Origin of the sequence: Corallococcus sp. AB032C (assembly GCF_003668935.1) — a bacterium.
GTDB lineage: Bacteria > Myxococcota > Myxococcia > Myxococcales > Myxococcaceae > Corallococcus > Corallococcus exiguus.
In genome coordinates, this window is the sequence record NZ_RAWP01000033.1 from 26,489 (window position 1) to 50,478 (window position 23,990).

Here is a 23,990-nt window from a genome sequence, read left to right on the forward strand (position 1 = left end):
CGGGAGGAGGCGGCGCATGAAGCCAGGGCAGCACACACCCGAAATCGAATCCTTCTACCACCTGGGGCCTGGCCCCCTGGGGACGCATGCCTGTCAGGGCACCGCCTGCTTCGTCGCGCGCCACCTGGATGCCGCGCGCTGGCGGCAGGCCACTTCGGGCGAGACCCGCGTCTACTGCCTGGGCCAGTGCTACCGGGCGCCCTCCGTCACGGGTGAGGACGCTCGCCCTGAAGTGCACGTCCGGGCCCCCCAGGCCATCACGCTGGGGCGCGTCGCCAGCGGCGGAGCCCGCGCCGTGACAGAGGCCACCCGCCAGGGCGCCTACGCGGCCCTGGAGCAGGCGTTGTCCTCGCCCCCCGAGGCCCTCATCGCGCAGGTGGAGCGGTCCGGGCTGCGCGGCCGGGGAGGCGCGGGCTTCCCCACCGGACGCAAGCTGCGCGCGGTGGCCGCCGCGCCTGGCGCGGAGAAGGTCGTCGTGGCCAACGCGGACGAGGGTGACGCCGGGGCCTATATCGACCGCTTCCTGATGGAGGACGACCCCCACGCCGTGCTGGAGGGCCTGTTGCTGGCGGCCTACGCGGTGGGCGCACGCCGGGGCGTCATCTACGTGCGCAAGGAGTATCCGCTCGCGGCGTGCGTGCTGCACGTGGCCCTGCACGAGGCCCACCGTGAGGGCGTGCTGGGTCCACACATCCTGGGCAGCGCGTTCTCCTGCGAGGTCTCCATCGAGGTGGGGCGCGGCAGCTACCTGTGCGGCGAGGAGACGGCGCTGCTCAACGCCCTGGAGGGACGCCGGCCCTTCGTGCGCGCGCGGCCCCCCTACCCCGCCCAGGCGGGCCTGTTCGGCCAGCCCACGCTGGTGCAGAACGTGGAGACGCTCGCCAACCTCCCGTGGCTTGCACGCCATGGTGGCGAGGCCTACGCGGCGCTGGGAATCCCGGGCAGCCGGGGCACGAAGGTGCTGTCGCTCAACTCGCTCTTCCACCGCCCGGGGCTCTACGAAGTGGAGCTGGGCACGCCGGTGCGCACCGTGGTGGAGGAGCTGGGAGGCGGGCTGCGCACCGGGCCGATGAAGGGCGTCCTCATTGGCGGGCCGCTGGCGGGCATCCTCCCTCCGCACCTGCTGGACACCCCGCTGGGCTTCGAGGAGCTCCAGGCCGTGGGCGCCTCCGTGGGGCATGGCGGCGTGGTGGCCTTCGACGCGAACACGTCCATCGCCGCGCTGGTGCACCACGTCTTCTCCTTCGGCGCGTACGAGTCATGCGGAAGGTGCACGCCCTGCCGCCTGGGGGCGCGACACGTCGAGCGGCTCTTCGCGCGCGTGCTGGACGCCGGCCCCGCCCCCCGTGCCGGCGCGGCGGACTGGGAGGAGGTCGCCGAGGCGCTGCGCCTCACCAGCCTGTGTGGACACGGCACCGGGCTGGGGGAGTTCGCCCGGAGCGTGCTGCGCCACTACCGGGAGGAGGTGGAGGCATGCTTCGGGTGATCATCGACGGGCAGGCTCGCGAGTGCGCGCCCGGCACCGTGTTGGAGGCGCTGGAGTCCCTGGGCATCTCCATCCCCGCGCTGTGCGACGACACACGCCTGACGCCGGTGGGCGCGTGCCGCACGTGCATCGTGGAGGTGGAGGGCTGCGAGCGTCCGGTGGCCGCCTGCACCACTCCACTGGCGGAGGGCATGGAGGTGCGCACGCGCAGTCCCCAGGTGGAGGCGCGGCGCCGGGTGCTGCTGCGGCTGCTGGCCTCCCAGTATCCGGCCGAAGCGGTGGCGCGCCACCCGGACAAGCCCTTCCACCGCGCGCTGCGCGAGTACGGCCTGGCGGACGAGGCGCTCGGCGCGCACCGGCCGGAGTCGCTGGACGACTCGCACCCGTACATCCACGTGGACATGTCCCAGTGCATCCACTGCTACCGCTGCGTGCGCATCTGCGACGACGTGCAGGGACAGTTCGTCTGGCGGGTGTGGGACCGGGGCGCCGCGACGCGCATCCTCCCGGACGGGCCCAGCCTGCGGGAGAGCTCGTGCGTCTCCTGCGGGGCGTGCGTGGACAGCTGCCCCACCGGCGCGCTGGAGGACCGCACCCTGCTGGACCGGGGCTCGCCGGAGGCGTGGACGCGGACCACCTGCTCCTACTGCGGCGTGGGCTGCGAGATGGACGTGGGCACGCGTGAGGGCCGCATCGTCACCGTGCGGCCCTCGCGCGAGGGCCCGTCCAACCGGGGCCACCTGTGCTCCAAGGGGCGCTACGCCTTCGACTTCGTGACGGCGCCGGACCGCGTCACCGTGCCGCTCCTGCGCGAGGCGGGCGGCTGGAGGCGGGCCTCCTGGGACGAGGCGCTGGGCTTCATCGCGGAGCGCCTGCGCCGCCTGCGGGACGCGCACGGCCCGGACACGGTGGGCATGCTGGGCTCCGCTCGCGCCACCAACGAGGAGAACTACCTGGCGCAGAAGCTGGCCCGCGTGGTGCTGGGGACGAACAACGTGGACTGCTGCGCCCGCGTGTGCCACGCGCCCAGCGCCGCCGGGCTGAAGCGGATGCTGGGCACGGGCGCCTCCACCAACTCCTTCGAGGACGTGGAGCACGCGCGCACCCTGCTGGTGGCGGGCAGCAACGCCACCGAGTGCCACCCCGTCGTCGGCGCCCGCATCAAGCAGGCGGCGCTCCGGGGCGCGAAGCTCATCGTCATCGACTCGCGGCGCACGGAGCTGGCGCGCCACGCGGACGTGCACCTGCGGCCCCGGCCCGGCACGGATGTGCCGCTGCTCAACGCGCTGGCGCAGGTCATCGTGACCGAGGGCCTGTGCGCTCCGGACTTCCTGCGCGAGCGCGTGGACGCCGTGGAGGACTTCCAGGCCTTCATCCGCGACTGGACGCCCGAGCGCGCCGCGCGGCTGTGCGAGGTGGACGCGGAGGACCTCCGGAAGGCCGCGCGCCTCTACGCCACGCACGGCCCGTCCATGATGGTGCACGGGCTGGGCATGACGGAGCACGTGCAGGGCACGGAGACGGTCATGGCGCTGGTGAACCTGGCGCTCCTGACGGGCAACCTCGGTGGGCCGGGCATGGGCGTCAACCCGCTGCGCGGACAGAACAACGTGCAGGGCGCGGCGCACATGGGCTGCGAGCCGGGGCAGCTCACCGGCTACGTCCCCCTGGAGGAGCACCGCGCCCGCTTCGAGGCCGCCTGGGGCTCGCCCCTGCCCTCCACGCCGGGGCTGGACCTGATGCAAATGATGGAGGCGGCGCGCGGCGGGCGGCTCAAGGCGCTGTGGGCCTTTGGCTACGACGTGCTGCTCACCAACCCGGGGGCGAACACCACGCGCCAGGCGCTGGAGCGGCTGGAGCTGCTGGTGGTGCAGGACCTGTTCCTCAACGAGACCGCGAGGGCCTGCGGCCACGTCTTCCTGCCCGCTTGCACCTCGTTCGAGAAGGACGGCACGTTCATGAACGGCGAGCGGCGCGTGCAGCGGGTGCGCGCGTCGCTGCCCCCTTCGGGGGAGTCCCTGCCGGACTGGGAGATCCTCTGCCGCGCGGCGCGCGCGCTGGGACACCCTGAAGGTTTCGCGTTCACCACCCCTGAAGGAATCTGGGACGAGGTGCGGCGCATGTGGCCCGTGGGGGCCGGCCTGTCGTATGCGCGCCTGGAGCACGGCGGTCTCCAGTGGCCCTGCCCCGACGAGGCGCATCCAGGCACCCGGGTGCTGCACACCGACGGCTTTGCCCTGGGCCCCCGGGCGGCGCTGCGCCGCATCAGCTACACGCCGTCGCCGGAGGCGCGCTCGGAGGACTTCCCCTTCGTGTTGATGACGGGCCGGCGGCTGTATGCGTTCAACGCGGGGACCATGACGTCCCGCACGCCGAACGCGCGTCTCCAACCCGGCGACTGGCTGGACATGGCCCCGGCGGACGCGGAGCGGCTGGGGCTCCAGGAGGGCGCGCGCGTGCGGGTGCGCAGCCGGCATGGAGAGGCGGTGCTGCCCATGCACCGCGCGGAGGGGCTGCGGCCCGGCGAGCTCTTCACCACCTTCCACACCGCGGAGACCCTCATCAACGCCGTCATCGGCCCGCATCAGGACCCGTATACCCATACGCCCGACTACAAGGTCACGGCCGTCCGGGTGGAGCGCGTGGAGTAGCCGGGGCGCGGCGGCGAGCGGCGCCCCGCCCTCCGCCTCCCTACCCTCATCTTCAAGGGCTCGGGGTCCTGGCCGGGAGGTGCCATGGCGGACGCACAATCCCAGACCGCGTTGAGCGCCCTGCGCATCGACCGCTCCAAGGCCACCGCCACGGTGCTGGTGCGCTTCGTCCTCCTCTCCTCCCTGTCGGCGATGCTGGCCTTCTTCTCCAGCGCGCTGCTGCTGCCGGTGGCGCTCCAGGCCTGGGGCAAGGCGGTCTGCGCGCTCCTGCTCTGGTTGGGCTGGATGCTGGGCGGCGCTTGCGCCTACGGCATCGCCCGCGCATGGGGCAGGCCCGTCATCCGCCGGCTCACCTCCGCCAGCCTGCTCGCCCGTTAGGATGAGCGCATCTCCCGGCGCACGCCCTTCGGTGTGGTGCTCCTCTTCCAGCTCGCCGTCCCATCCGAAGTCCCGGGCTACGTGCTCGGCCTCGCGCGCTATGGCCTGCGCCGCTATCTGGCCATCCTCGCCCTGGCGGAGCTCCCCTACGCGGTGGGCACCGTCTACCTGGGCGCCAGCTTCCTGGAGCGGCGCACCCCCGTGCTGCTGGGACTGGGCGCGGCCGGCGTCCTCGCCGGCCTGTGGGCCTTCCATCTGCTGCGCAAGCGCCTGGGTCAACAGTCCTCTAGCCCGTGAGCCCTACTCGACTCGGGAGGGAGCATCCGGGCGTCGAGATGCGTCGTGGATCAGATTCGCAGCGCCGAGCGGAGACACGGCGAAGAGCGAGGGAAATGGGTCGAGCACAGGGCGATCGACGCACTCTCACGCAGTCTCCAGTGCGCTCTCTCGGCAAGGGCGACCCGCGGCCCGCCCTGTCCGCCAGCATCGGATGCCCCACGGGCACTGGCGCCGGGGGGTGGATTGCCATAATCCCTCTCACGTTCCAACCTGGGATGCCATGCAATCCATCAAGCTGGGACTGGCCTGTTTGTTATTGATGGGAAACCAGGTCGCCTGGGCGCATCCATCGCGTCCGGCCATCTGGGGCGAAAGCGCGATGGTGAAGGTGCGCCCGGAGACGCCTCCCCGCGTCCAGCGTTCCGTGTCGCTGACCGCCGCGCGCAACGAGTTCGTGTCCTTCCAGGTGGTGCTCCACGGAGGCCGGTCGGGGCTGCGGGGCGTGAGCGCCGCCCTGCCGGAGCTGCGCGGGCCCCGCTCGAGCATCAACGGCGGGGACCTGCTGCTCTACCGGGAAGCGCTCCTGGACATCACGACCCCCACGCCCCCGGGGACGACGCCCGGGCGGTGGCCGGATGGCCTGGTGCCGGACGTGGACGAGGTGGTGGGCGAGAAGCGTCTGGCCTTTCCCTTCGACGTGCCCGCGGGCGAATCCCGCGCCGTCTGGGTGGACGTGCACGTGCCGCCCCACGCGCGTCCGGGCACCTACCGTGGCGCGGTGACGGTGAAGGGTGACGGCTTCACGTCACGGGTGGAGGTGCGCCTCCAGGTGGTGGATGCCGTCCTGCCGAGCACCTCCTCGCTGCGCAGCGCCTTCCTGCTCTGGCCTCCCCACGTGTGCCGTGCCTTCACGGGGGATCCGGTGTGCCCCGTGGACACCCAGGTGCGCCTCTTGAAGCTCTTCCACCGGATGGCGCTGGAGCACCGCATCACGCTGGCGAGCGGCTTTCCCCGGGAGGTGAACCTGCCCACGTGGGACCTGCCGGACTACGACACATTCAGTGAGCGCTGGGGCCCGTTCCTCGACGGCTCCGCCCCCAACCGCCTGCCCGGGGCGCGCATGACGGCCTTGCAGTACCTGGGGCCAGCCAATGGCGCGTCGCTGACGGAGTTCCAGACGGAGGCGGACACGCGCGGCTGGCTGTCGCGCTCGTTCGATTACGTGGGGGATGAGCCGCCCTATGGCTCCACCTGGGAGGCGGTGGCGGCCCGGGCGGAGCTCACCCGCACGGCGGCCCCGAAGCTGCGCACGCTGCTGACCAGCACCGTCACCGAGCTGGAGGCTCACGGGCTGCTGGAGGAAATCGACATCATCACCGTGCTGGTGAACTTCATCGACGGAACCCAGCCACCCTACGTGGGGGACCAGCGCCCGAAATACGACGACTTCCTCACCCAGCCCAACCGTGAGCTGTGGCTGTACCAGAGCTGCGCGAGCCACGGCTGCGCCCCGGGAGAACCGCCCCCGCCGGAGAACATCCCCGGCCAGGGTTGGCCCTCGTACATGGTGGACCGCTCGGCGGCCAAGGCGCGCGGCATGCAGTGGCTGGACTTCATCAACGGAGCCAGCGGCGAGCTGTACTACCAGACGGTGGGCCTGCTCTTCACCGCGTGGACGACGCAGTTCCGCTTCAATGGCAATGGAGACGGCACGCTCTTCTATCCGGGGCTGCCCTCCATCATCGGTGGCACCACCGAAATCCCGCTGCCCTCGCTGCGCATGAAGCTCATCCGGCAGGGCATGCAGGACTACGAATGGCTGAAGCTGGTGAGTGACGCGGGCGACCCGGCGTATGCGCGTGCCGTGGCCCGGAAGCTCATCCCACACGCCTGGGCGGTCCCCGACGACGGCGAGGCCTTCGACCGGGCGCGGCTCCAGCTCATCCGGCGCTACCTGCAGCTGTGCCGCAACCGCGTCACGCCGCCGTAGGCGACGGCGTGCGCAGGCGCGCCGCTCACGGGTCGTAGCAGGGACCGCACTGGCGCACCTCGACGGTGGACCACTCCGCCGCGGGGCACTGCGTGGCCAGCTCCAGCGCCTCCTCGCGCGTCTTCACGTCGACGAGGAAGAAGCCACCGATGATCTCCTTGGACTCGGTGAACGGCCCGTCGCTGAAGCTGAGCTTCCCGTCACGCCGCTCCACCCGGGTACCCTCCGCGTCCGTACGCAGGGAATCCGCCGCCTGGAGGATGCCGCGCGCCTGGAGCGACGCCCCAAAGCCCTGCATCCGCTCCATCCGGTCCGCCGCGACACGCTTCTTTTCCGCCGTCTGGGGCATCCCGCCCTCAACCTGCATCACCACCAGCATGTACGACATGGTCTGCTCCTTGTTGGGGCGCAGCCTATGCCACCGGTCCCACGCGACCGCTACTACCCTCGTGGTCAAGGATACTTGGCTTAGAGCGGATATCCTTGTCAGCCCTGTTTGCGAGGCTGACGACCCATGCGCACATCCCGAATCTCCCTCCCCCTGTTGCTGACCCTGACGGCGTTCGGCGGCTGCCGGAACGACGACCCGCCGGCGCCCCTACCGCTCAAGGCCACCCTCCACCGCACGTCGTTCGGTGTCCCCCACATCCAGGCCGACGGCTATCGCAGCCTGGGCGCTGGCATCGGCTACGCGCAGGCACAGGACGCGGTCTGCATCCTCGCGGACCAGTTCCTCAAGGTGCGTGGCGAGCGCGCTCGCTACCTGGGCCGGGGCCCGCAGGACGCCTTCCTCGAAAGCGACTTCACCTACCTGGGGCTCGCGCTGCGGACCCGCGCCGAGGCCAGCTTCGCGGAGCAGTCGCAGGAACTGCGCGACCTCGTGCAGGGCTATGCCGCTGGCTACAACCAGTACCTCGCGGATGTGCCGGCCGCTCAGCGGCCCGAACCCTGCCGGGGCGCCGCGTGGGTGAAGCCCATCAGCGCGTACGATCTCATCGCGTACCACCTGGACCTGTCGCTGTTCGACACGCTGATCCCGCTGCTCGGCTACGTGGGCAACGCGCAGCCTCCGAGCGCGGAGACGGGAGGCGAGCGGCTCCAGTCGAGGCCGCTCGCGCTGTCGCCTCGCAAGGATGAGCTGGGCAGCAACGGCTGGGCGCTGGGTCGCGAGAAGACGGCCAGCGGCCGGGGCATGCTCGTTGCCAACCCACACTTCCCCTGGGAGGGCAGCCTCCGCTTCCACGAGAGCCACCAGACGATCCCCGGCAAGCTGGATGTGTACGGCGTGTCCCTGCTGGGCGTTCCGGCGATCAACATCGGCTTCAACCGGGACATCGCGTGGACGCACACGGTGACGGCGTCGAGCCACCTGACGCTGTACCGGCTCAAGCTCGTGCCGGGAGACCCCACGGCGTACGTCTATGACGGAGCGACCCGCCGCATGACGTCGCGGACCGTCACCGTCAACGTGCGCGGGGACGACGGCGGCATGACGCAGGAGACGCGCACGTTCTGGCGCAGCCACTACGGCCCCATCCTCGCCGGCCCCGGCGCGGACTGGACGGACGAGACCGCGTACACGACTCGCGACGCGACGGAGGACAACCCGCGCTTCACGGAGCACTGGGTGCGCCTGAACACGGCCCATGGCATCGACGAAGCCGCGGACGTGGAGCGCACGGTGCGCGGCGCGCCCTGGGTGAACACGCTCATGACGAGCGCGAGTGGAGACACGCGCTACGTGGACGCATCCCGGGTCCCCTATTTGAGCCCCGCCACCGTCGCGGCGTATCGCGAGTCACTCGAATCCACCCCGGATGCACCGGTGTTCGCGTCACTGGGGCTCGTCCTGCTGGACGGCAGCACGTCCCGCGACGAATGGGTGGGCCTGGACAGCGAGTCGCACGGCCTGGTGCCGACGACCGTCATGCCGCAGCTCCGCCGCACGGACTTCGTGATGAACGCGAATGATCCGGCGACGTTCACCAACCCCGCCTCTCCCCTGCTCGACCTGCCCTTCCTCTACGAAATCTTCGGGACGCGCGGCCGCATGAGCACGCGCTCGCACATGAACCTCACGCTGATCACCGAACAGGGTGACACCGCGGCGGCCGGGAGCGACGGGCGCTTCACGCGCGAGGAGGCCGAGCAGGCCATCCTGAGCAACCGCACCTGGGTGGCGGAGCAGCTGCGCACGGCCGTGGTGCAGCGCTGCCAGGGCGCGGAGCCCATCGTCGTCGAGGGCGCTCCGGTGGACATCGCGGAGGCGTGCCAGCTGATCTCCGCGTGGGATGGCCGGCTGGACCTGGACCGCTCGGGCGCCATCGTCTGGCGTGAGTTCCTGAACGGCTTCAACCGCTCCGACCTCGTGGACAAGGGCGCCCTCTTCGCGCAGCCCTTCGATCCGGCCCAGGCGGCGGTGACGCCGGCGGGCCTGGTCCCCGCGCCGGAGTCCGGCGTGGATCCGGTGAACCAGAAGCTGGCGGAGGCCGTGGCGCTCCTGGGCAAGGCGGGCATCGCGGTGGGAACGAAGCTGGGCGACGTGCAGTTCGCGTGGAAGGGAGACCGCAAGGTGCCCCTGCACGGCGGCGCGGCCTTCGAGGGCGTCACCAACGTCGTCGGCTATTCCGGCGCGAACGCGACCCTGCTGCCGCAGTCCCAGCCGCAGGGCCCGCTGCTCTCCCCCGGCACGGGGCTCACGCCGGAGGGCTACCTGGTCGACTTCGGGACCAGCTTCCTCATGGTGATGGAGTTCACGCCGGAGGGGCCCAAGGCGAACGCGGTCCTCTCCTACGCGGAGTCCACCGACCCGGCGTCTCCGCACTTCGCGGACCAGACGGACCTCTTCTCCGGCAAGCACTTCCGTCCCGTGCGCTTCAACGAAGCGGACATCCTCGCGGATCCGGAGCTCACGACGCTGGAGCTGACCATCGACGCCACGTCGAAGATCGAATAGCGGAGCATGCACAGGTTGTGGGTGAAGTCCTCGTGCACAAGGGGGAGCACCCACCATGGAACCCACGCCCCGAGCCACTGCCCTCCTGCCCGGCCAGGTGGTCGTCTCGCTGAACTTCGACGACTGCCTGGCATCCCAGCTCATCGCGGCCTCCGCCATGGAGGCCCGTGGCATGCGGGGGACGTTCTTCATCAACAGCAGCAGGCTGGGGCAGTCCGGCCGCCTCACGCTCGCACAGGTGCGCACGCTCCGGGACAAGGGCCATGAGATTGGCGGCCACACGCTGACCCATCCGCACCTCACGGAGCTGTCGGCGGACGCTCAGCGCAAGGAGATCTGCAACGACCGGGTCGCCCTGCTGAACGATGGCTTCCGCGTCACGTCCTTCGCCTATCCCTTCGGAGACAAGGACGCGACCACGCGGCAGATCGTCATCGACTGCAACTACAACTCCGCGAGGGAGAGCGGCGGACTGAGGACCTCCTCCACTGGAAGCAGCCCGGCCGCCGAGCCCGTGCCTCCCGCGGACCCGTACGCCATCCGGACAAACGGTTCCGCGCAGGCGACCACCACGCTCACGGACCTGAAGAACTACGTGCTGCGCGCCGAGGAGTCAGGCGGCGGCTGGGTGCCCATCGTCTTCCACCACATCTGCGGGCCATGCGACCCGCCGCAGACCTATTCCATCTCGCCCGCCAACCTGACGGCGTTCATCGACTGGCTGGCCACGCGCGCCTCGCGAGGCACCACCGTGGCCACGATGGACGCGATCATCGGCGGCGTGCTCAAGCCCCCGGTGAGCTGGCCCCCCGCGCAGCTCCTGAAGAACCCCTCGCTCGAAGCGGACACCAACGGCGACGGGACCCCGGACTGCTGGCAGCGAGGCGGCTTCGGGAACAACACCTTCACGTGGAACCGGACGTCGGACGCTCACGGAGGCAGCTGGGCGCAGCAGGTGCGCATCACGCAGATCACCGACGGAGACCGGAAGCTCATCACCCGACAGGACGACAGCAGCTGCACGCCCACGCCGGTGACGGGACATCACTACCGGATCACCGCCTGGTACAAGGCCACCACGCAGGTGCGGTTCAAGGCGTACTACCGCACCAGCGCGGGCGCCTGGACCTACTGGTCCCAGGGGCCCCTGTTGCCCCCGAAAAGCAGCTACACCTTCGCCGAGTGGACCACGCCCGCCACGCCCTCCGCGGCGAAGGCCCTCAGCGTGGGCCTGTCCATCGACCAGGTGGGCACGCTGACGATGGACGACTTCACGCTCGCCGACATGGAGGCGACCGCGTCCGTGTAGGGCCTCAGCCTTCGAGCTGCTCCGCCGTGAGGCATCCCGCCGCGAGGTCCAGATCCTCCAGCGGGATGCGCTGGATGTGTTCGCGGGGCTTGTCGACCTTGTCGCGGTACTTGTCCGAGCCGCTCTCGTAGGTGACCCAGATCTCACCATCGATGATGTTCACGCCCTGGGCGTAGGGGTCGATGAGCCCGTTGCCGATGTCCACCCGCTTGTCGATGTCCGCCGAGAAGGTGTCCTCGGTGGACGTGAACGGCTGGTAGATGAGCTTCTTGTCGCCCGTGGTGAAGATGATGCCGCCATCGACGACGGTCATTCCCTGAGCGCGGTCCGGAGCGCGGATGGGGCCCTCGCGAGAGTCCTCGATGATCTCGCCGGTCTTCTCGTCGATCTCGTACCGCCAGACGGCACCTGCCTTGCCATCGCCGTCCTTGCTGTAGCCACCGATGTACGCGTAGCCGTCCTTCACGGTCATGAAGCTGCCGGCGGAGACCAGGCCGATGCCCGTGGCCGGATCCGTGAGGCCTTCAGGCTTGGGGACATCCATGACCTGGGAGGGCATGGCCTCGCGGCACTCGTTCTGGGCGGCCTCGAGCTCCTCGCGCGTGTAGACGTAGATGTGATCCGTGTCGGAGACATAGACGTTGTCGCCATCCGTGGAGACGCCGCCACCATGGCTGGGAGGCCCCGCGGGAGGAGGGCCACCGAGCACCGCCTGATGCGTCTCCTTCCCCGAGTCCTTGTCCTGCACCGACAGGAGCACCCGGTGGTCGTCGTTGTAATAGGTCGTGAGCACTTCACCGCGCCCGGCGTCGTAGCCCTGTCCCTGGGGAGTCCATCCGGCGTCCAGGTGGATGAACTCCGGGCCGACCTTCTCCCCCTTGCTCGCCTTCGTCAGCGGCGAGTCCACGCTCGCGGGAGCCGCGGCCGACGGAGTGTTCCCGTAGCCGCTGAGGTTCACGGGGCTGGCCTTCGCCGCGTCCACACCGTCCTGGAAGTACGGCGCGGCGGAGGGAGGAGGCGTGGGCGGAGCCGGGGCCACCGGAGGCTTCGTGACCGCGGCCTGGATCGTGGTGACGACCTGGCGGATGAGGGAGCTGATCAAGGGCCTGCCTCCAGTTGAAGGTGCTTGAGGGCATGAATCCTACACGACGGAGTTTCCACTTCCATATCCGGTAAAATGTTCCAGGCAGCGGGCACGACCTGGCGCGCCGGCGGCTGGATGGCGCCTCGTGACCTGCCACCCGCCGGTGGTGGGCCCCATCTTCCTTCAAAGGGGGAGCACGCCATGCCCATCTACGAGTTCTTCTGCCGCAAGTGCCAGGAGCCCTTCACCGCATTCATGACCATCCAGGAGCACGACGAGCGAGCACCGAAGTGCCCGCGTGGCCACGACGCGAAAGAGGTGGAGAAGCGCATCTCTTCCGCCCATGCCGTGACCACCAAGAAGTCGCTCACCTACTGAAGGACTCGGGGCTCCCTGTCCTTCGTCGATGATGACTCCTGGCCAGCAAGACAAGAGGTTGGTTTCCCTCTTCCTCTGCGGCGACGTGATGACAGGCAGGGGCATTGATCAGGTGCTGCCCCACCCTGCTCCACCCGGCATCCATGAGTCCTACCTGCACGATGCCCGGGACTACGTCGCGCTCGCCGAGGAGCGCAACGGCCCCATCCGCAAGCCCGTCGGCTTCGGTGAAATCTGGGGGGACGCGCTCGCCGCGCTGGAGCACGCCGCGTCCGACGTGCGGATCATCAACCTGGAGACGAGCATCACCACGAGCGAGCAGTGGTGGCCCGACAAGGGCATCCACTACCGCATGCACCCGGAGAATGCCGAATGCCTCACGGCGGCCCGAATCAGTTGCTGCACGATGGCGAACAACCACGTGCTGGACTGGGGCTACCCGGGGCTGGCGCAAACGCTGTCCACCCTCCGCCGTCTGGGAATCGCCACCTCGGGGATGGGTGAGGACCTGGAGGAGGCCCAGCAGCCCGCGCTCGTGGCTGTAGGGACCGGGCGGCGAGTCGTGGTGTTTTCGTGCGGAGATGTCAGCAGCGGCATTCCGCCATCGTGGGCGGCGAGGAAGGACAGACCGGGCGTGGACCTGCTGCCCGACCTGTCCCCCACCACGGCGAGGCACCTGGGCAAACGGGTGGCGGACCTCAAGCGCGAAGGCGACGTCGTCATCGCCTCCATCCACTGGGGCGAAAACTGGGGCTACACGGTGCCACGGGCGCAGCGGGACTTCGCTCATGCACTCATCGACGAGGCTGGCGTGGACGTCGTCCATGGCCACTCCTCGCACCACCCTCGCGGCATCGAGGTCCACCACGGCCGCCTCATCCTCCATGGCTGCGGCGACTTCCTGAACGACTACGAAGGCATCCTCGGCCACGAGGAATACCGACCGGACCTGGCCTTGATGTACCTGGCGTCAGTGGACCCGGCGAACGGCCGGATCGCCAGCCTGCGCATGCTCCCCATGCAGCTGCGCCAGCTCCGACCCCACCGGGCCTCGCGACGGGACGCCGAATGGTTGTGCGAAGTCCTGGGCCGAGAGGGACGCCGGCTGGCACCCCGGACGCGGGTGGAGCTGGAAGATAACGGGGCCCTCCTCCTGCAATGGGGGTGAGCTCCGGGAACAGCTGGATGACTCACGAGCCCCGGCGCCGGAGGCTCCATCACTTCGCGCAGAGGGCGAAGGTGACCGCGCTGTCGGAGAAATACTCCTCCTGGGAACCCCATGCGCCGTGGAAGGTGTGTCCCTCGACGCCCGACGTCTTGTACATGCGATAGCAGCCCGCCTCCTTCCGCGCATACGAAGTGCGGGTGCTCGCGAACACCTCCAGCGTGATGCGGTCACCGCCATCCACCGCGACCACCCCGGCGGCGTGGTAGGGGGAGGTCCCCTCCGTGTCCCACTTCATGTTGACGATGACATAGGCCTGGCCCGCGAGCGGCGCCGCATTGTCATTGCTGCCCCTGCCCTTGAGCAGGGATTGGGCGACGAGAACGTTTTCCAGCTTGCTGTTCCCGAAGGCGGAGCCATTCTCCACGCTCTTGCTGCGCGTCGCTCCTTCCTTCGGGTCGAACAGCGACTGATGCATGATTTCTTCGGCGGTGTGCAGGCAGTCCTTGATGAACGTCGTGGAGACGTAGGGGACGTAGGTCTTGCTGCTGAACAAGGTGTCGTTCAATCCCTGCTTCCGGAACACGACGCTGTTCAACGGGGCGGCTGTCGCGAACATCACCTGCCCATCCCAGCCATCCGGGATGAAGCAATTGCCGTTCTCCGACATCCATCCCTCCATCCCTTTCTTCAATTCCACCCGATTCATGTGGCGTCTCCTCGTGAAGTGGCCGCGGGAGTTGTCCGCCCGCGCTGGCAGCAAGGTCCGCTGATTATAGACAGGAATTCTCCACGCTCGGCGCTTGCTGGCTGGGATGTCGCGGACCACCCAACCCCATACAACACGTGCACATTCCGGGTCTGTCTACCTTACGGGCCCTGGCGTCGTGACGCTTGAGCATGGCGTGCCGTGCGTCCCAGATTGACTCGGCTGCGTGATGCCGGGACGCAAGCGGCGGGTCGCACCGCGAGCCCCCAGAGGAGAGGTCAGGCGCCGCGCGTTGGCGCGCCCCTTGCTCTTCGCGGCGGCGGTCCTTCCCCACCCCTGGAGCCCCCCATCATGAGACCCATGTATCAGTACGGTGCCGCCGACGTTCGCTACGGCCAGCGCATCCAACTGGGCACGTCCACCCCCATCAACAACTCTGGCACCTCGTCCTACTCCATCGGTTTCTGGGTTCGTCCCCGGACCCCTGCCTACGACGGATTGCTGCTGTCGATGGGGACGGACTGGTCCATCGGGCTTCACGGTATGCAGCTGACGCTCGACATGCCGGGCCTCAATGCGCCGCGGTGCGCGGAGGTCGAGCTGCTGCCGGATCAGTGGCAGTACATCCTGTACGTCTGGCAGTGGACCGGCACTGGCGCCGGCAACTACACGCTCTACGCGAACGGCACGCCCGTCATCGAGGGGAGTGCCTCGGGAGTCATCATCACCGAAAGCGTCTTCACCCTGGGGGGCACCACCGACGCGCAGTTCTGCAACGTCGCGTTCTGGTCCACCGCGTTCACCGGCGAGGAGTGCCAGCCGGTGTGGGACGTGCCGCCGCCGGGCCCGTCACTCAGCGCCTGCTACAGCTTCAGCGACGGGTCCACCGGGGACGTCTCCGGCCACAACCGCCCGGCCGCGACCTTCCAGGGCGGCGCGCACGTGACGATGCTCGCCCCCGCCCTCCGGGTCGTCAACGCGGCGGTCCAGCCTTCACCGAGAGACAACCTCACCGTGGTGGCCAACGGCGGGCCCTTCAGCGTGCAGGCGTGGTTCAACGCGGATGCCCCCTCCGACTTCCAGCTGAGCGACCGTACGCTGTTCGCGTGCCGGGACCGCGACACCCGGGATGGCATCGCCCTGGGCCTGCGGTGGGACAATGGCGCGTTCGACGTCTGCCTCAAGTCCCTGTCGGGCTCGAGCGGTGCGAGCTGGGAGCAGGGAACGGCGCTGCCCGCGGGTGGGTGGCACCACCTGGCGATGACCTACGACGGGAGCGCCACGGTGCGGCTCTTCCTGGATGGCAACTCCGTTTCGGCCATCGGCACCACGCTGCCTTCGGTGGCCAGCCCTGTCTGGGTGTTCGGCGCGGACCCCGATGCCAGTGTCGCGGGTGGGGCGGTCCACGACTTCCAGGGGCACCTGCAGGCGGTGGGCCTGTGGTCGCGCGAACTCCCCCAGAACGAACTCCAGCAGTACATGTCGAGCGACCCCTCCGACGCGGACGGCTGCGTGGCGTACTACGCCTGGAACGCGCTCGGCCTGGCCAACCAGGTGACCGGCAATCCGCCGTCGTTGCTCAACACGGCGACGCCCTCGCTCGTCGCCACGCCGCCCTCCGACTCCACGCCGCCGCCCGGGGCGCCGTCCACGACCACGCTGGTGGCGGTGCCTCGCCCCTCCGCGGGCCTCCAGCCCTCCGTCCGGTGGGCCACGGAGGAGGTGGCCCTCCCCGCGCAGAGCCCGCTCTCGGGCGAGCAGGTGGACGCCCTCATCGCTTCCTACGAGCAGGTGCTGGCCTCCGTGCCGGGCGCGATGAAGGACCGGCTGCGCTCACTCTTCCGCAACAACCTCCACCTGGGGTTGTCACGCGGCAACGGGCCCGGGGGCTTGCCGGTGGGCACCATCGCCGGGAAGGTCGAGGGCAAGCACTACGTCTTCTATCACCACACCGCCCAGGGCCCGGTGGAGTGCGACCGGATGGAGCTGACGGTCGACACCGAGTGCATCGGCTGGGTCATCTCCGTGGCCTCGACCTGCGTGTGCCTGCTGCTGGCGGTGGTAGGGCTGGGCTACTCGGCGACACAGGTGGTCAAGGCCGCCAGGCCGCTCATCACGGAGAGCACGTCGCTGCTCCGGACGCTGGGGGCGGCGGCGCAGCAGGGTGCCATCGATGGCTCCACCGTCATCCGGATCATCAAGGCGCTCTACCTCGGAGGGACCCTCGGCAAGATCTTCGGGGCGGCGCTGACGGGCAGCTGGTTCACCATCGCCCTCAACTGCGCGTCGCTCATCCTGATGGTCGTCGGCCTGTTCACGACCGGTGGCGCGTACCTGGCCGTCGTGCTGGCGCAGCTCGTGCTCAACATCGCCGTGCTGATCGCCGTCATCGCCCAGAAGCCATCCAACTGCTGCTGAGCGCTCGTCACGCTCCGGCCCCCGCCAGGAGGGCTGGCGGGGCGAGGAGCGCCCTCGTGCTGCCGGAGTGAAGGAGCCCGGCGCGGGCGGTGACGGACGCCACCGCCCGCCTGGGTCCTTCAGGGACTACTGGACGGTGTACGCCACCGTGCCGCTGCAGCTCCCGCTGGAGTAGCAGCCGGCGCGGATCTGGTAGGTGCCCGCCGTCGTGGCCTTGAAGCTCGCGTAGGACAGCGTGCCGCAGGCGTCGTCGTTCGAGACCACCAGGGAGGTTCCGTTGAACAGGCGCAGGTACGTGTCACCCGTGCCGGTGGCGCCCGGCACCGTGCAGGTGCCGAACTTGAGGGTCTGCCCGGCGGCCAGGGTGACGTTGTGGTTGACGGTGTTCTGGTTGGCGCTGTTGGTGTTGGTGGCGGTGAAGGTGAACGTCACCGGCGTCGGGGGCGGCGGGTAGCCCGCGCACAGGCGCGTGCTGGTCGCCACGCCACAGTACTCGTCGATGGCCGGCCGGACGTAGGTGATGTCCTCGCCGCGGCAGCCCGTCTCCGTGCAGGTGTTGACGACGCTGCAGCTCCCGTTGGCCTTGTAGTCGGTCTCGCCGCGCACCAGGATGCCGGCCACCGTGTAGCCGTTGTTCTCGTACACGCCCGAGCCCGAGTTGCCGCCGAACGTGTCCGTGGTGCCCACGAAGTAGTCCAGCGTGCCCGCGCGCGCGTCACGCACCGAGCCGCCCGAGTCGATCTTGAAGGGGATGCCGCTGCCCGAGCCGATGACCGTCACGTTGGTGCCCACGGGCAGCGCGGCGTTGCCCGCGCGAATGGGGGCGGGCGTGAAGCGCGGGGTGGCCGCCCGGTCCAGCCGGACGATGGCGAAGTCCAGGTTGCGACCGCCCACCGTGGCCTGCTGGCGCGCGACAATCGCCTGACAGGAGAAGATGTCCGCGGTCGTCACCGTCTGCATGGCGCCGGCGGCGGTGCGGTAGAAGTTGAAGACGAAGCGCGTGCTGGTGCAGGCCGACGCGCTGGTGATGCAGTGGCCCGCCGTGAGCACCAGGTCATCGTCGATGAGCGTGCCGGAGCAGAAGGCCGGGGTCAGGTCGTCCAGGAAGCGCTCGGAGGTGCAGAGGTTGTACGCGGAGCGCAGCGTGGACCCGTTGAAGGTGACGTTGTTGGGGTTGGTCGCGTTGAAGTCCGAAGGGTTCATCAGCGCGACGGTGGACTGCTGAGCGCGGGCGCGCAGCGTGGCGTTCGCGTGCGCGTACACGTCCGTGCGGTTGTCAGTCCCGTAGACGACGGGCTGCTGCTCCGTGCCCACGGGAGCGCTGTCGTTGGGCTCGGACTCGGGGGCCGGACCACAGGCCACGAGGGAGAGGGTACACAGCAGCGTTCCAAGCAGCGTCCTACGGCCGGAAGTCCGGGGGATTCGCATGTGCTGAACACTCCTTGAGGGTGAGGACCGCCCGCCTGGGGGCGAGCAGCGGACCGCATGCTCGCGCCAACCATGCACTCTCCGCAATATGGACTTAACAAGGACTTGCCGCTGTCCCTGGGATTTCAGCGAAAATGAGAGTGCATGATTCCTGCGAGGGCGGCACCTTGGCGCCGTTAGAGCCAGCGCGTCACGGCCTCCCGGATGGGTTTCGTGGCCTCCGCCCGCTTCACCGCCCCATCGGGCACGAACGCCTCCCGGGTGTTTCCCTTCGAGCGGTAGCGGCTCTTCTCCTCCATCCGTGCCCTCTGCGCCGCGTCCGCCTCCAGCCCGAAGTGGGACAGGAGGTGGCCGGGCACCGCGCCGGGCAGCTGCGCGTAGTCCACCCACGCGCCCAGGGGGCCCGCGTGCCGCCGGGCCGCATGCGCGTAGCGGGACAGGCACCACGCGAAGAAGGCTTCCGGCGCGCCACGCTCAGCGCCGGGCCAATCCGGGAAGCACGTCTTGAACCTCGGGTCGCCGCTCCGGTACCACCGCAAGGGTGCTGACGGGTTTCGGAAGTTGGACGCCATCACCTCCGTCGCGTCGCGCGTCAGGAATCCCCAGGGCACGTCCGGCAACGCCTCCCGGATCCGGTCCAGGAACACCAGGTTCCATGACGAGAACTTGATGACATGGCGCCCGCTCCCCCGCCCCAGGATCCGGACCAACCGGCGGAACTCGTCCGCGTCGAAGGCACACACCCCCTGGGCGCAATGAAGCAGGTAGCGCGACAGCACCTCGGGCTCGCTCACCGCCCGCACGCCCGGGAGCGTCCCCAGCATCTGGCTCACCAGCGTGCTCCCACACCGCGAGACGTGGAAGATGAGCCCCGCCGGCAACGCCCCGTCCTCCGGCAGGTCCTTCACCGGACACGCCCGGAAGAACGTCCCCGCCTCCAACGCCTGCTGGAGGCCGTCGGACATGAAGGGCGCTTCATAGACAGCCGGAGACAGCTCCGCCGTCTGGAGCATGACCTGCCCGCCCTGGAGGTACAGCTGGGTGGGGACGGGGATGCGTTCCATGTCACCCTCCCCCGCCCGAGACCGCCCGGAGCCGAGGCCGGGCCTGCTCCGAGAAGGACCGCGCCATCCTGTTGATTCCAGCGGAGGCGCTCCCTCCCGTGTTCCGGCCCAGGTATTCCTCCACCAGCCCGTCCAGCTTCGTCTCCAGGCCCGCCATCACCGCGGCCTTCAGCGCATCCTTGAACGCCGGCAACTCTCCCTGCTGCCAGACCGCCAGCGGGACGGTGGCGCGCATGAAGTCCTCTTTCTCGAGTTGCTCCACCACCCTCCGGAACAGCGACTGCCAGGGGCTGGTCAGGAGCCCCACCGTCATGTGCAGCGAATGCACGTCCGTGGCGCTCACGTCGTGGAAATGCCCCCGGGGCAGGTACAACAGGTCTCCCTTGCGCAGCACCTCGTCGAACACGCAGTTCAGCGAGGGCCGGTGCTGCTCCGGGTTCTGCATCGGCTCGCCGTCATAGGGCAGGTGGATGGGCTTGTCGTAGAGCCGCCAGCGCTTCTCCCCCTCCAGTTGCAGGATGAAGGCGTCGTGCGTGTCGTAGTGGAGCGTGAAGCCCTGCGCGCCCGCGGGTGTCATGTACAGGTTCGCCTGCATCCGCACCCGCCACTCCTGCTCCAGCGTGTCGCAGAGCCGCCGGATGGGGTCCAGCGCCGTCTGCGATTGATAGACAATCACCGAGTGTCCCTGTTCCAGGAACAAGCGCGACACACGCTCACGGTTGATGACGTGGTTGAAGTTGACCCGGGACTCCTTGTACGACACGGAGGACGAGAATTCGTTGTACGAGGTCTCGCGGCCGTCCTTCACCATCCGCACATGGGGATAGGCGTTGTTCTCCTTCTGCAGGAACGCCAGCATCTCCTCAATGCCGAAGAGGCCTGAATAGTATTCCGCGTCTCCCCGGCGGATCAGCAGCCTTTCCTTCTCGAAGTACGTCCGCAGGAATGCGTCCGGAGAGACAGGCTTCAGCAGGTGTTCGGTCGTGTATTTCATGGCGGCTCGGTCCAGGGGAACGCGGCGGGGCGGCGCATGGGGGCATGCGCCGCCCCGGGGATTCCACGTCAGTCGTTCAAGTCATCCCGCCCGTCGTTGGAGATGGTCTGCGTGTACGGCGTGACGCCGTCCTTGTTGATGAGGATGGCCGCGACCTGGTTGCGCAGCGTCTTGTCGGGGATGAGGTTGATGACAGGCTCCAGCGTGAGAGTGTTGATGATGTGCCAGCTCACGTAGTTGCCGTTCAGGGAGTCAGCCCATGCGGGGTACTTGCCGATGAGCGACCCATTGCCACCAATCACGGTGATGGTGACGTTGTTGTCCGCCTCCACGGAACTGTCGTTCGAGGAGGACCCATGCCCGTGACCGTTATTGGCTCCTCCAGAGATGGGCACGTCCTCCACCTCCAGCTTGACCTCGAAGCCCGTGGACACGCTGTCCGAGAAGCTCTGTCCCTGGCTCAGGCTGGTCACCTTCTTGGAGTCCGTGCCAAACAGGAGCCCGCCCAGGTCCAGCTTCTTCACGTAGTAGTGGCCCCAGTCGTTCAGCACGCTCACGATCCGGCCGTAGGAGCGCGCATCGTTGACACCGAGCGTAGAGGCCTCCCGCAGCGCACTGACGAAGTCATCCGTCAGCGTCATCGCCCCGTCACTGAAGCCAATCTCCAGCTTGGGGACGCGGTACATGCTGGTGACGAAGTAGTCCGTCTCCGAAAACGACTGGTCCTTCGTGTACTCGTGGTCGTGCTCATGACTCACGCTGAAGATGCCGGGGACACCGATGTTCGCCTTCGTCACGTCGTACCCCTGCTCGTGGTACGTGTGCTCCGTCTGGGAGAAGGTCTCCACCGTGTGGATCTGCGCGGTGAGGTTCGGGATGAGCCACTGGAAGGTCGGATTGTTCCCGGGGTGGGTCGGATCCGGGAGGACCAGGGTCGGCGACGTGAGCTGCAATGCCTGACGGATGCTGAACACGTTGGAGGGGTTCACCTCCTCGGTGATGACCATGGCGTGGAAGAGGCCACGGTCCGCGAACAGGTGGAGCCAGTCCTGGGCGGTGAAATCATACGGATCGCTGGGGAGGTCATCTGAACTCTTGAGCTTCTGGAGGGTCATTTTCGTTATTTCCTTCGCGAAAGAGTCTACTCAGCAGGAGGTCATCAACCCGGCGGCGCTAGTCGTTCAATCCGTCGCCATTATTCGGCGACGAATAGAATTGATAGGTCTGCGAGTTGTAATATTTCTGATTGACCACGAAGACATCGAACACCATCGAGACCGCCAGGTTGTCGGCCGTCTCGTAGCCGTTGCACCCTCCGTACTTCTCGCCGGAGGTGCCGCCACCGGTGATCGTGCCGGGATGCACGTTGATGTCGCCTCCGCTGTCCGCGCTCAGATTGCCGGTCAGATGTGGCGGGTTCGAGGGGGGATCCAGGCTCAACCGCGTCGCGGAGTACTTATGGTTGCCGCTGTCGGTCCAGGACTTCAACGGGGTGCAAGTGATACGAATCTGGTAGGAGTTGGTCGCGATCTGCTCGTCCAGCGGGTGCTCACCGAAGGCATCGTCGTAGACATAAATCGTGTCCCCGTCGTACTTGTTGTCCGAGAAGAACGCGTATTGGGTGGCGGTGATCCATTCGTTGGAGGACGGCACGGACGAACGGGGCAGGATGAGGGAGTTGTTACCGACGACGGTGATGGCACTCGGGAGGATTTCGATGCCAAAGCCAAATCCCACCTGACAGCCAAATCCAATCTGGAAGCCGATATAGGTGTTGGGCGGAATGATGACGCCCTTGCCATTGTCGACCAGCTGGCTGTTCTTGGTGTTGATGACGTTCTCCACCATCAACGGGGTGGTGAGGTCCGGCACGCCCGGGAGGTTCGAGTAGGCCTTGATCTGCTGCTCATTGGCCAGCTTGGCGGCGGCGTCCGCCATGTTGTAGCAGACCTTGACGGTCATGATGCCCTGCTGGAAGAGCTGGTTCAGTGGGTTGCAACTCACGAGCGACATGCGGGCGTCCCTGGCTGGGGTTGGATGTGCAGGCGCCTATCGCAAGGGCAATGCCAGTCGTCAGGCTTCGCAAATAGCCGAAATAACATCAAAGCCGAAATAAACCGAAATTCCCTACACGGCGCCCTGACGTGTCATGGCCCGTCCGTGACGCGTCAGCGCTCTGTCACGCGGAGGGGTCTAACGCACCGCCAGTGCTGGCTCCAACGACTTGGAGTCACACCGGGCCCGGAGAGTCGACATGGACAGGTTGAGAGAGCTGGTGCGCCTGCACCGGATGGGGACGGGTGCGCGCGAAGTGGCCCGGCTGTTGAGGATGGGCCCGAATACGGAGCGGGCGTACCGCGCGGCGCTCACGAGGGCGGGAATGCTGGAGGGGCGCCCGGAGGAGGTGCCCGAGTTGGAGGCGCTCAAGGTGCTGGTGCTGGAGCACCGGCCACCGAAGGTGCCCGCGCAGCAGACGTCATCGCTGGTGGAGTGGCAGCCGCGCGTGGAGGCGTGGCTTGCCCAGGGGCTGGGTGCACGCGCCATCCACGACAGGCTGCGCCTGGAAGTGGAGGGTTTCAGCGCCAGCGACTCGGCGGTGAAGCGAATGGTGCGGCAGCTGCGCAAAGCGAGGGGCGTGAGGGCGCAGGATGTCGCCATTCCCGTCGTCACCGCGGCGGGCGAGGTGGCGCAGGTGGACTTTGGCTACGTGGGGAAGCTGCTGTGCCCGAAGCAGAGGGTGCCGAGGAAGGCCTGGGTTTTCGTCCTGGTGCTGGCGCACAGCCGCTACCTGGTGGCGGACGTCGTCTTCGAGCAGTCGCTGCCGACGTGGCTGCGGTTGCACGTGGAGGCCTTCGAGCAGCTGGGATGCGTGGTGGAGACGGTAGTGCCGGACAACTTGAAGGCCGCCGTGCTGCGCGCGGCCTTCACCCCGGACGAGCCGTCCGCCCTCAACCGAGGCTACCGCGAGGTGGCGCGGCACCAAGGCTTCAAGGTGGACCCGACGCCGCCCTACGCGCCCCAGAAGAAGGGCAAGGTGGAAGCGGGCGTCAAGTACGTCCAGTCCAACTTCTTCAAGGGCCGCGAGGGGCAAGACACCGACGTCGTGCGCGCGGACTTGAAGCGCTGGCTGACGGAGGTGGCCAACGTGCGGCGGCACGGGACGACAGGACGGCGCCCCGTGGATGTCTTTCGCGAGGAGGAGTTGCCCGCCCTGCGGCCCCTGCTCGCGAAGCGTTTCACGCCCGTCCTCTGGAAGGCCGCGCGCGTCCACCAGGACAGCCACGTCCTCTTCGACAGGCGCTTCTACTCGGTGCCCTGGCGCCTCATCGGCGGCGAAGTCTGGCTGCGCGTCACCGACGCAAGCCTGGAGGCCTACGCGGACGACGTGCGCGTGGCCACGCACGCCCGGCGCGGCAGTGGCCTCTACAGCACCCACGAGGCGCACCTGCCCCAGCACCGTGCGGACCTGCGCCACCGCAGCCGCAGCTACTGGGAAGGACGAGCCGCGAGGCTGGGTGAGGACATCCTCACCAATGAGTTCGGAAGGGGTGAACCATCGCTCCAGGAGGACGGCGGCGTTCGGAGAGCGCAGCACCTCGCGGTGGGGCGGCTCCACGACGAGAATGGCGGCATTGGGTCGGAGGTATAGCTCTTCAAGGATGTTGGCGTAGGTGGCGAGGACCTGGGTGACACCGCACTTG

General features: G+C 68.5%; 19 protein-coding genes. 11 read left to right on the forward strand and 8 right to left on the reverse strand.

The features are described 5' to 3' along the window. Positions 1-16: 16 nt before the first annotated feature. The 5 genes from D7X99_RS16800 to D7X99_RS16815 all read left to right on the forward strand — a co-directional run bounded on the left by D7X99_RS16800 (position 17) and on the right by D7X99_RS16815 (position 6,784). Positions 17-1,486 (forward strand): NADH-quinone oxidoreductase subunit F, encoded by a 1,470-nt coding sequence (locus D7X99_RS16800; protein ID WP_121778691.1) that lies wholly within the window; start codon positions 17-19, stop codon positions 1,484-1,486. Beyond that, positions 1,474-4,137, forward strand: coding sequence for a formate dehydrogenase subunit alpha (fdhF, locus tag D7X99_RS16805; RefSeq protein ID WP_121778692.1), 2,664 nt, complete (start codon positions 1,474-1,476; stop codon positions 4,135-4,137). Before D7X99_RS16800 ends, fdhF begins: the two co-directional genes overlap by 13 nt. A gap of 84 nt (positions 4,138-4,221) precedes the next feature. Continuing rightward, a complete protein-coding gene (locus D7X99_RS43725) occupies positions 4,222-4,515 on the forward strand; it encodes a hypothetical protein (RefSeq protein WP_233613457.1) in 294 nt (97 codons plus the stop codon). Positions 4,516-4,548: 33 nt separating this feature from the next. Next, positions 4,549-4,812 (forward strand): hypothetical protein, encoded by a 264-nt coding sequence (locus D7X99_RS43730; RefSeq protein ID WP_233613458.1) that lies wholly within the window; start codon positions 4,549-4,551, stop codon positions 4,810-4,812. A 262-nt stretch (positions 4,813-5,074) separates the two neighbouring features. Further along, a complete protein-coding gene (locus tag D7X99_RS16815) occupies positions 5,075-6,784 on the forward strand; it encodes a DUF4091 domain-containing protein (protein ID WP_121778693.1) in 1,710 nt (569 codons plus the stop codon). Between the two features lie 25 nt (positions 6,785-6,809). On the opposite strand, the gene D7X99_RS16820 is transcribed toward D7X99_RS16815, so the two are convergent. Further along, complete coding sequence (locus D7X99_RS16820) at positions 6,810-7,172, reverse strand: YciI family protein (protein WP_121778694.1); 363 nt, start codon at positions 7,170-7,172, stop codon at positions 6,810-6,812. A 126-nt stretch (positions 7,173-7,298) separates the two neighbouring features. Between D7X99_RS16820 and D7X99_RS16825 the strand changes: the two genes are divergently transcribed. After that, positions 7,299-9,740 (forward strand): penicillin acylase family protein, encoded by a 2,442-nt coding sequence (locus D7X99_RS16825; protein ID WP_121778695.1) that lies wholly within the window; start codon positions 7,299-7,301, stop codon positions 9,738-9,740. A 55-nt stretch (positions 9,741-9,795) separates the two neighbouring features. After that, positions 9,796-11,049, forward strand: coding sequence for a polysaccharide deacetylase family protein (locus D7X99_RS16830; protein WP_121778696.1), 1,254 nt, complete (start codon positions 9,796-9,798; stop codon positions 11,047-11,049). A 4-nt stretch (positions 11,050-11,053) separates the two neighbouring features. On the opposite strand, the gene D7X99_RS16835 is transcribed toward D7X99_RS16830, so the two are convergent. Next, positions 11,054-12,151 (reverse strand): hypothetical protein, encoded by a 1,098-nt coding sequence (locus D7X99_RS16835; RefSeq protein WP_121778697.1) that lies wholly within the window; start codon positions 12,149-12,151, stop codon positions 11,054-11,056. A 183-nt stretch (positions 12,152-12,334) separates the two neighbouring features. Between D7X99_RS16835 and D7X99_RS16840 the strand changes: the two genes are divergently transcribed. Further along, positions 12,335-12,511 (forward strand): zinc ribbon domain-containing protein, encoded by a 177-nt coding sequence (locus tag D7X99_RS16840; RefSeq protein ID WP_121759792.1) that lies wholly within the window; start codon positions 12,335-12,337, stop codon positions 12,509-12,511. 58 nt (positions 12,512-12,569) lie between these two features. After that, complete coding sequence (locus D7X99_RS16845) at positions 12,570-13,679, forward strand: CapA family protein (protein ID WP_233613460.1); 1,110 nt, start codon at positions 12,570-12,572, stop codon at positions 13,677-13,679. A gap of 49 nt (positions 13,680-13,728) precedes the next feature. Here the strand turns inward: D7X99_RS16845 and D7X99_RS16850 are convergent, their stop codons facing one another. Beyond that, positions 13,729-14,385, reverse strand: a complete 657-nt coding sequence (locus D7X99_RS16850) for a hypothetical protein (protein ID WP_147476169.1) — start codon at positions 14,383-14,385, stop codon at positions 13,729-13,731. A 351-nt stretch (positions 14,386-14,736) separates the two neighbouring features. On the opposite strand from D7X99_RS16850, the gene D7X99_RS16855 reads away from it, so the two are divergent. Beyond that, complete coding sequence (locus D7X99_RS16855; protein ID WP_233613462.1) at positions 14,737-16,803, forward strand: LamG domain-containing protein; 2,067 nt, start codon at positions 14,737-14,739, stop codon at positions 16,801-16,803. A gap of 126 nt (positions 16,804-16,929) precedes the next feature. Here D7X99_RS16855 and D7X99_RS16860 read toward each other — a convergent pair whose 3' ends face one another. From D7X99_RS16860 to D7X99_RS16880, 5 genes are all read right to left on the reverse strand, one after another. Further along, positions 16,930-18,231: a serine protease gene (locus D7X99_RS16860; protein ID WP_121778700.1), complete on the reverse strand. Its 1,302-nt coding sequence runs from the start codon at positions 18,229-18,231 to the stop codon at positions 16,930-16,932. A 176-nt stretch (positions 18,232-18,407) separates the two neighbouring features. Next, positions 18,408-19,295, reverse strand: a complete 888-nt coding sequence (locus tag D7X99_RS42835) for a hypothetical protein (protein WP_158627022.1) — start codon at positions 19,293-19,295, stop codon at positions 18,408-18,410. A 1-nt stretch (position 19,296) separates the two neighbouring features. Then, the gene (locus D7X99_RS16870; RefSeq protein WP_121778702.1) at positions 19,297-20,289 is read right to left on the reverse strand and encodes a cupin domain-containing protein; all 993 of its coding nucleotides are present in this window, start codon (positions 20,287-20,289) and stop codon (positions 19,297-19,299) included. 68 nt (positions 20,290-20,357) lie between these two features. Beyond that, complete coding sequence (locus D7X99_RS16875) at positions 20,358-21,404, reverse strand: MAC/perforin domain-containing protein (protein WP_121778703.1); 1,047 nt, start codon at positions 21,402-21,404, stop codon at positions 20,358-20,360. A gap of 58 nt (positions 21,405-21,462) precedes the next feature. Beyond that, positions 21,463-22,302: a hypothetical protein gene (locus D7X99_RS16880; RefSeq protein WP_121778704.1), complete on the reverse strand. Its 840-nt coding sequence runs from the start codon at positions 22,300-22,302 to the stop codon at positions 21,463-21,465. 241 nt (positions 22,303-22,543) lie between these two features. Here D7X99_RS16880 and istA point away from each other — a divergent pair, with 241 nt between their 5' ends. Then, a complete protein-coding gene (gene istA / locus D7X99_RS16885; protein WP_121778705.1) occupies positions 22,544-23,938 on the forward strand; it encodes an IS21 family transposase in 1,395 nt (464 codons plus the stop codon). The last annotated feature ends 52 nt before the right edge of the window (positions 23,939-23,990 follow it).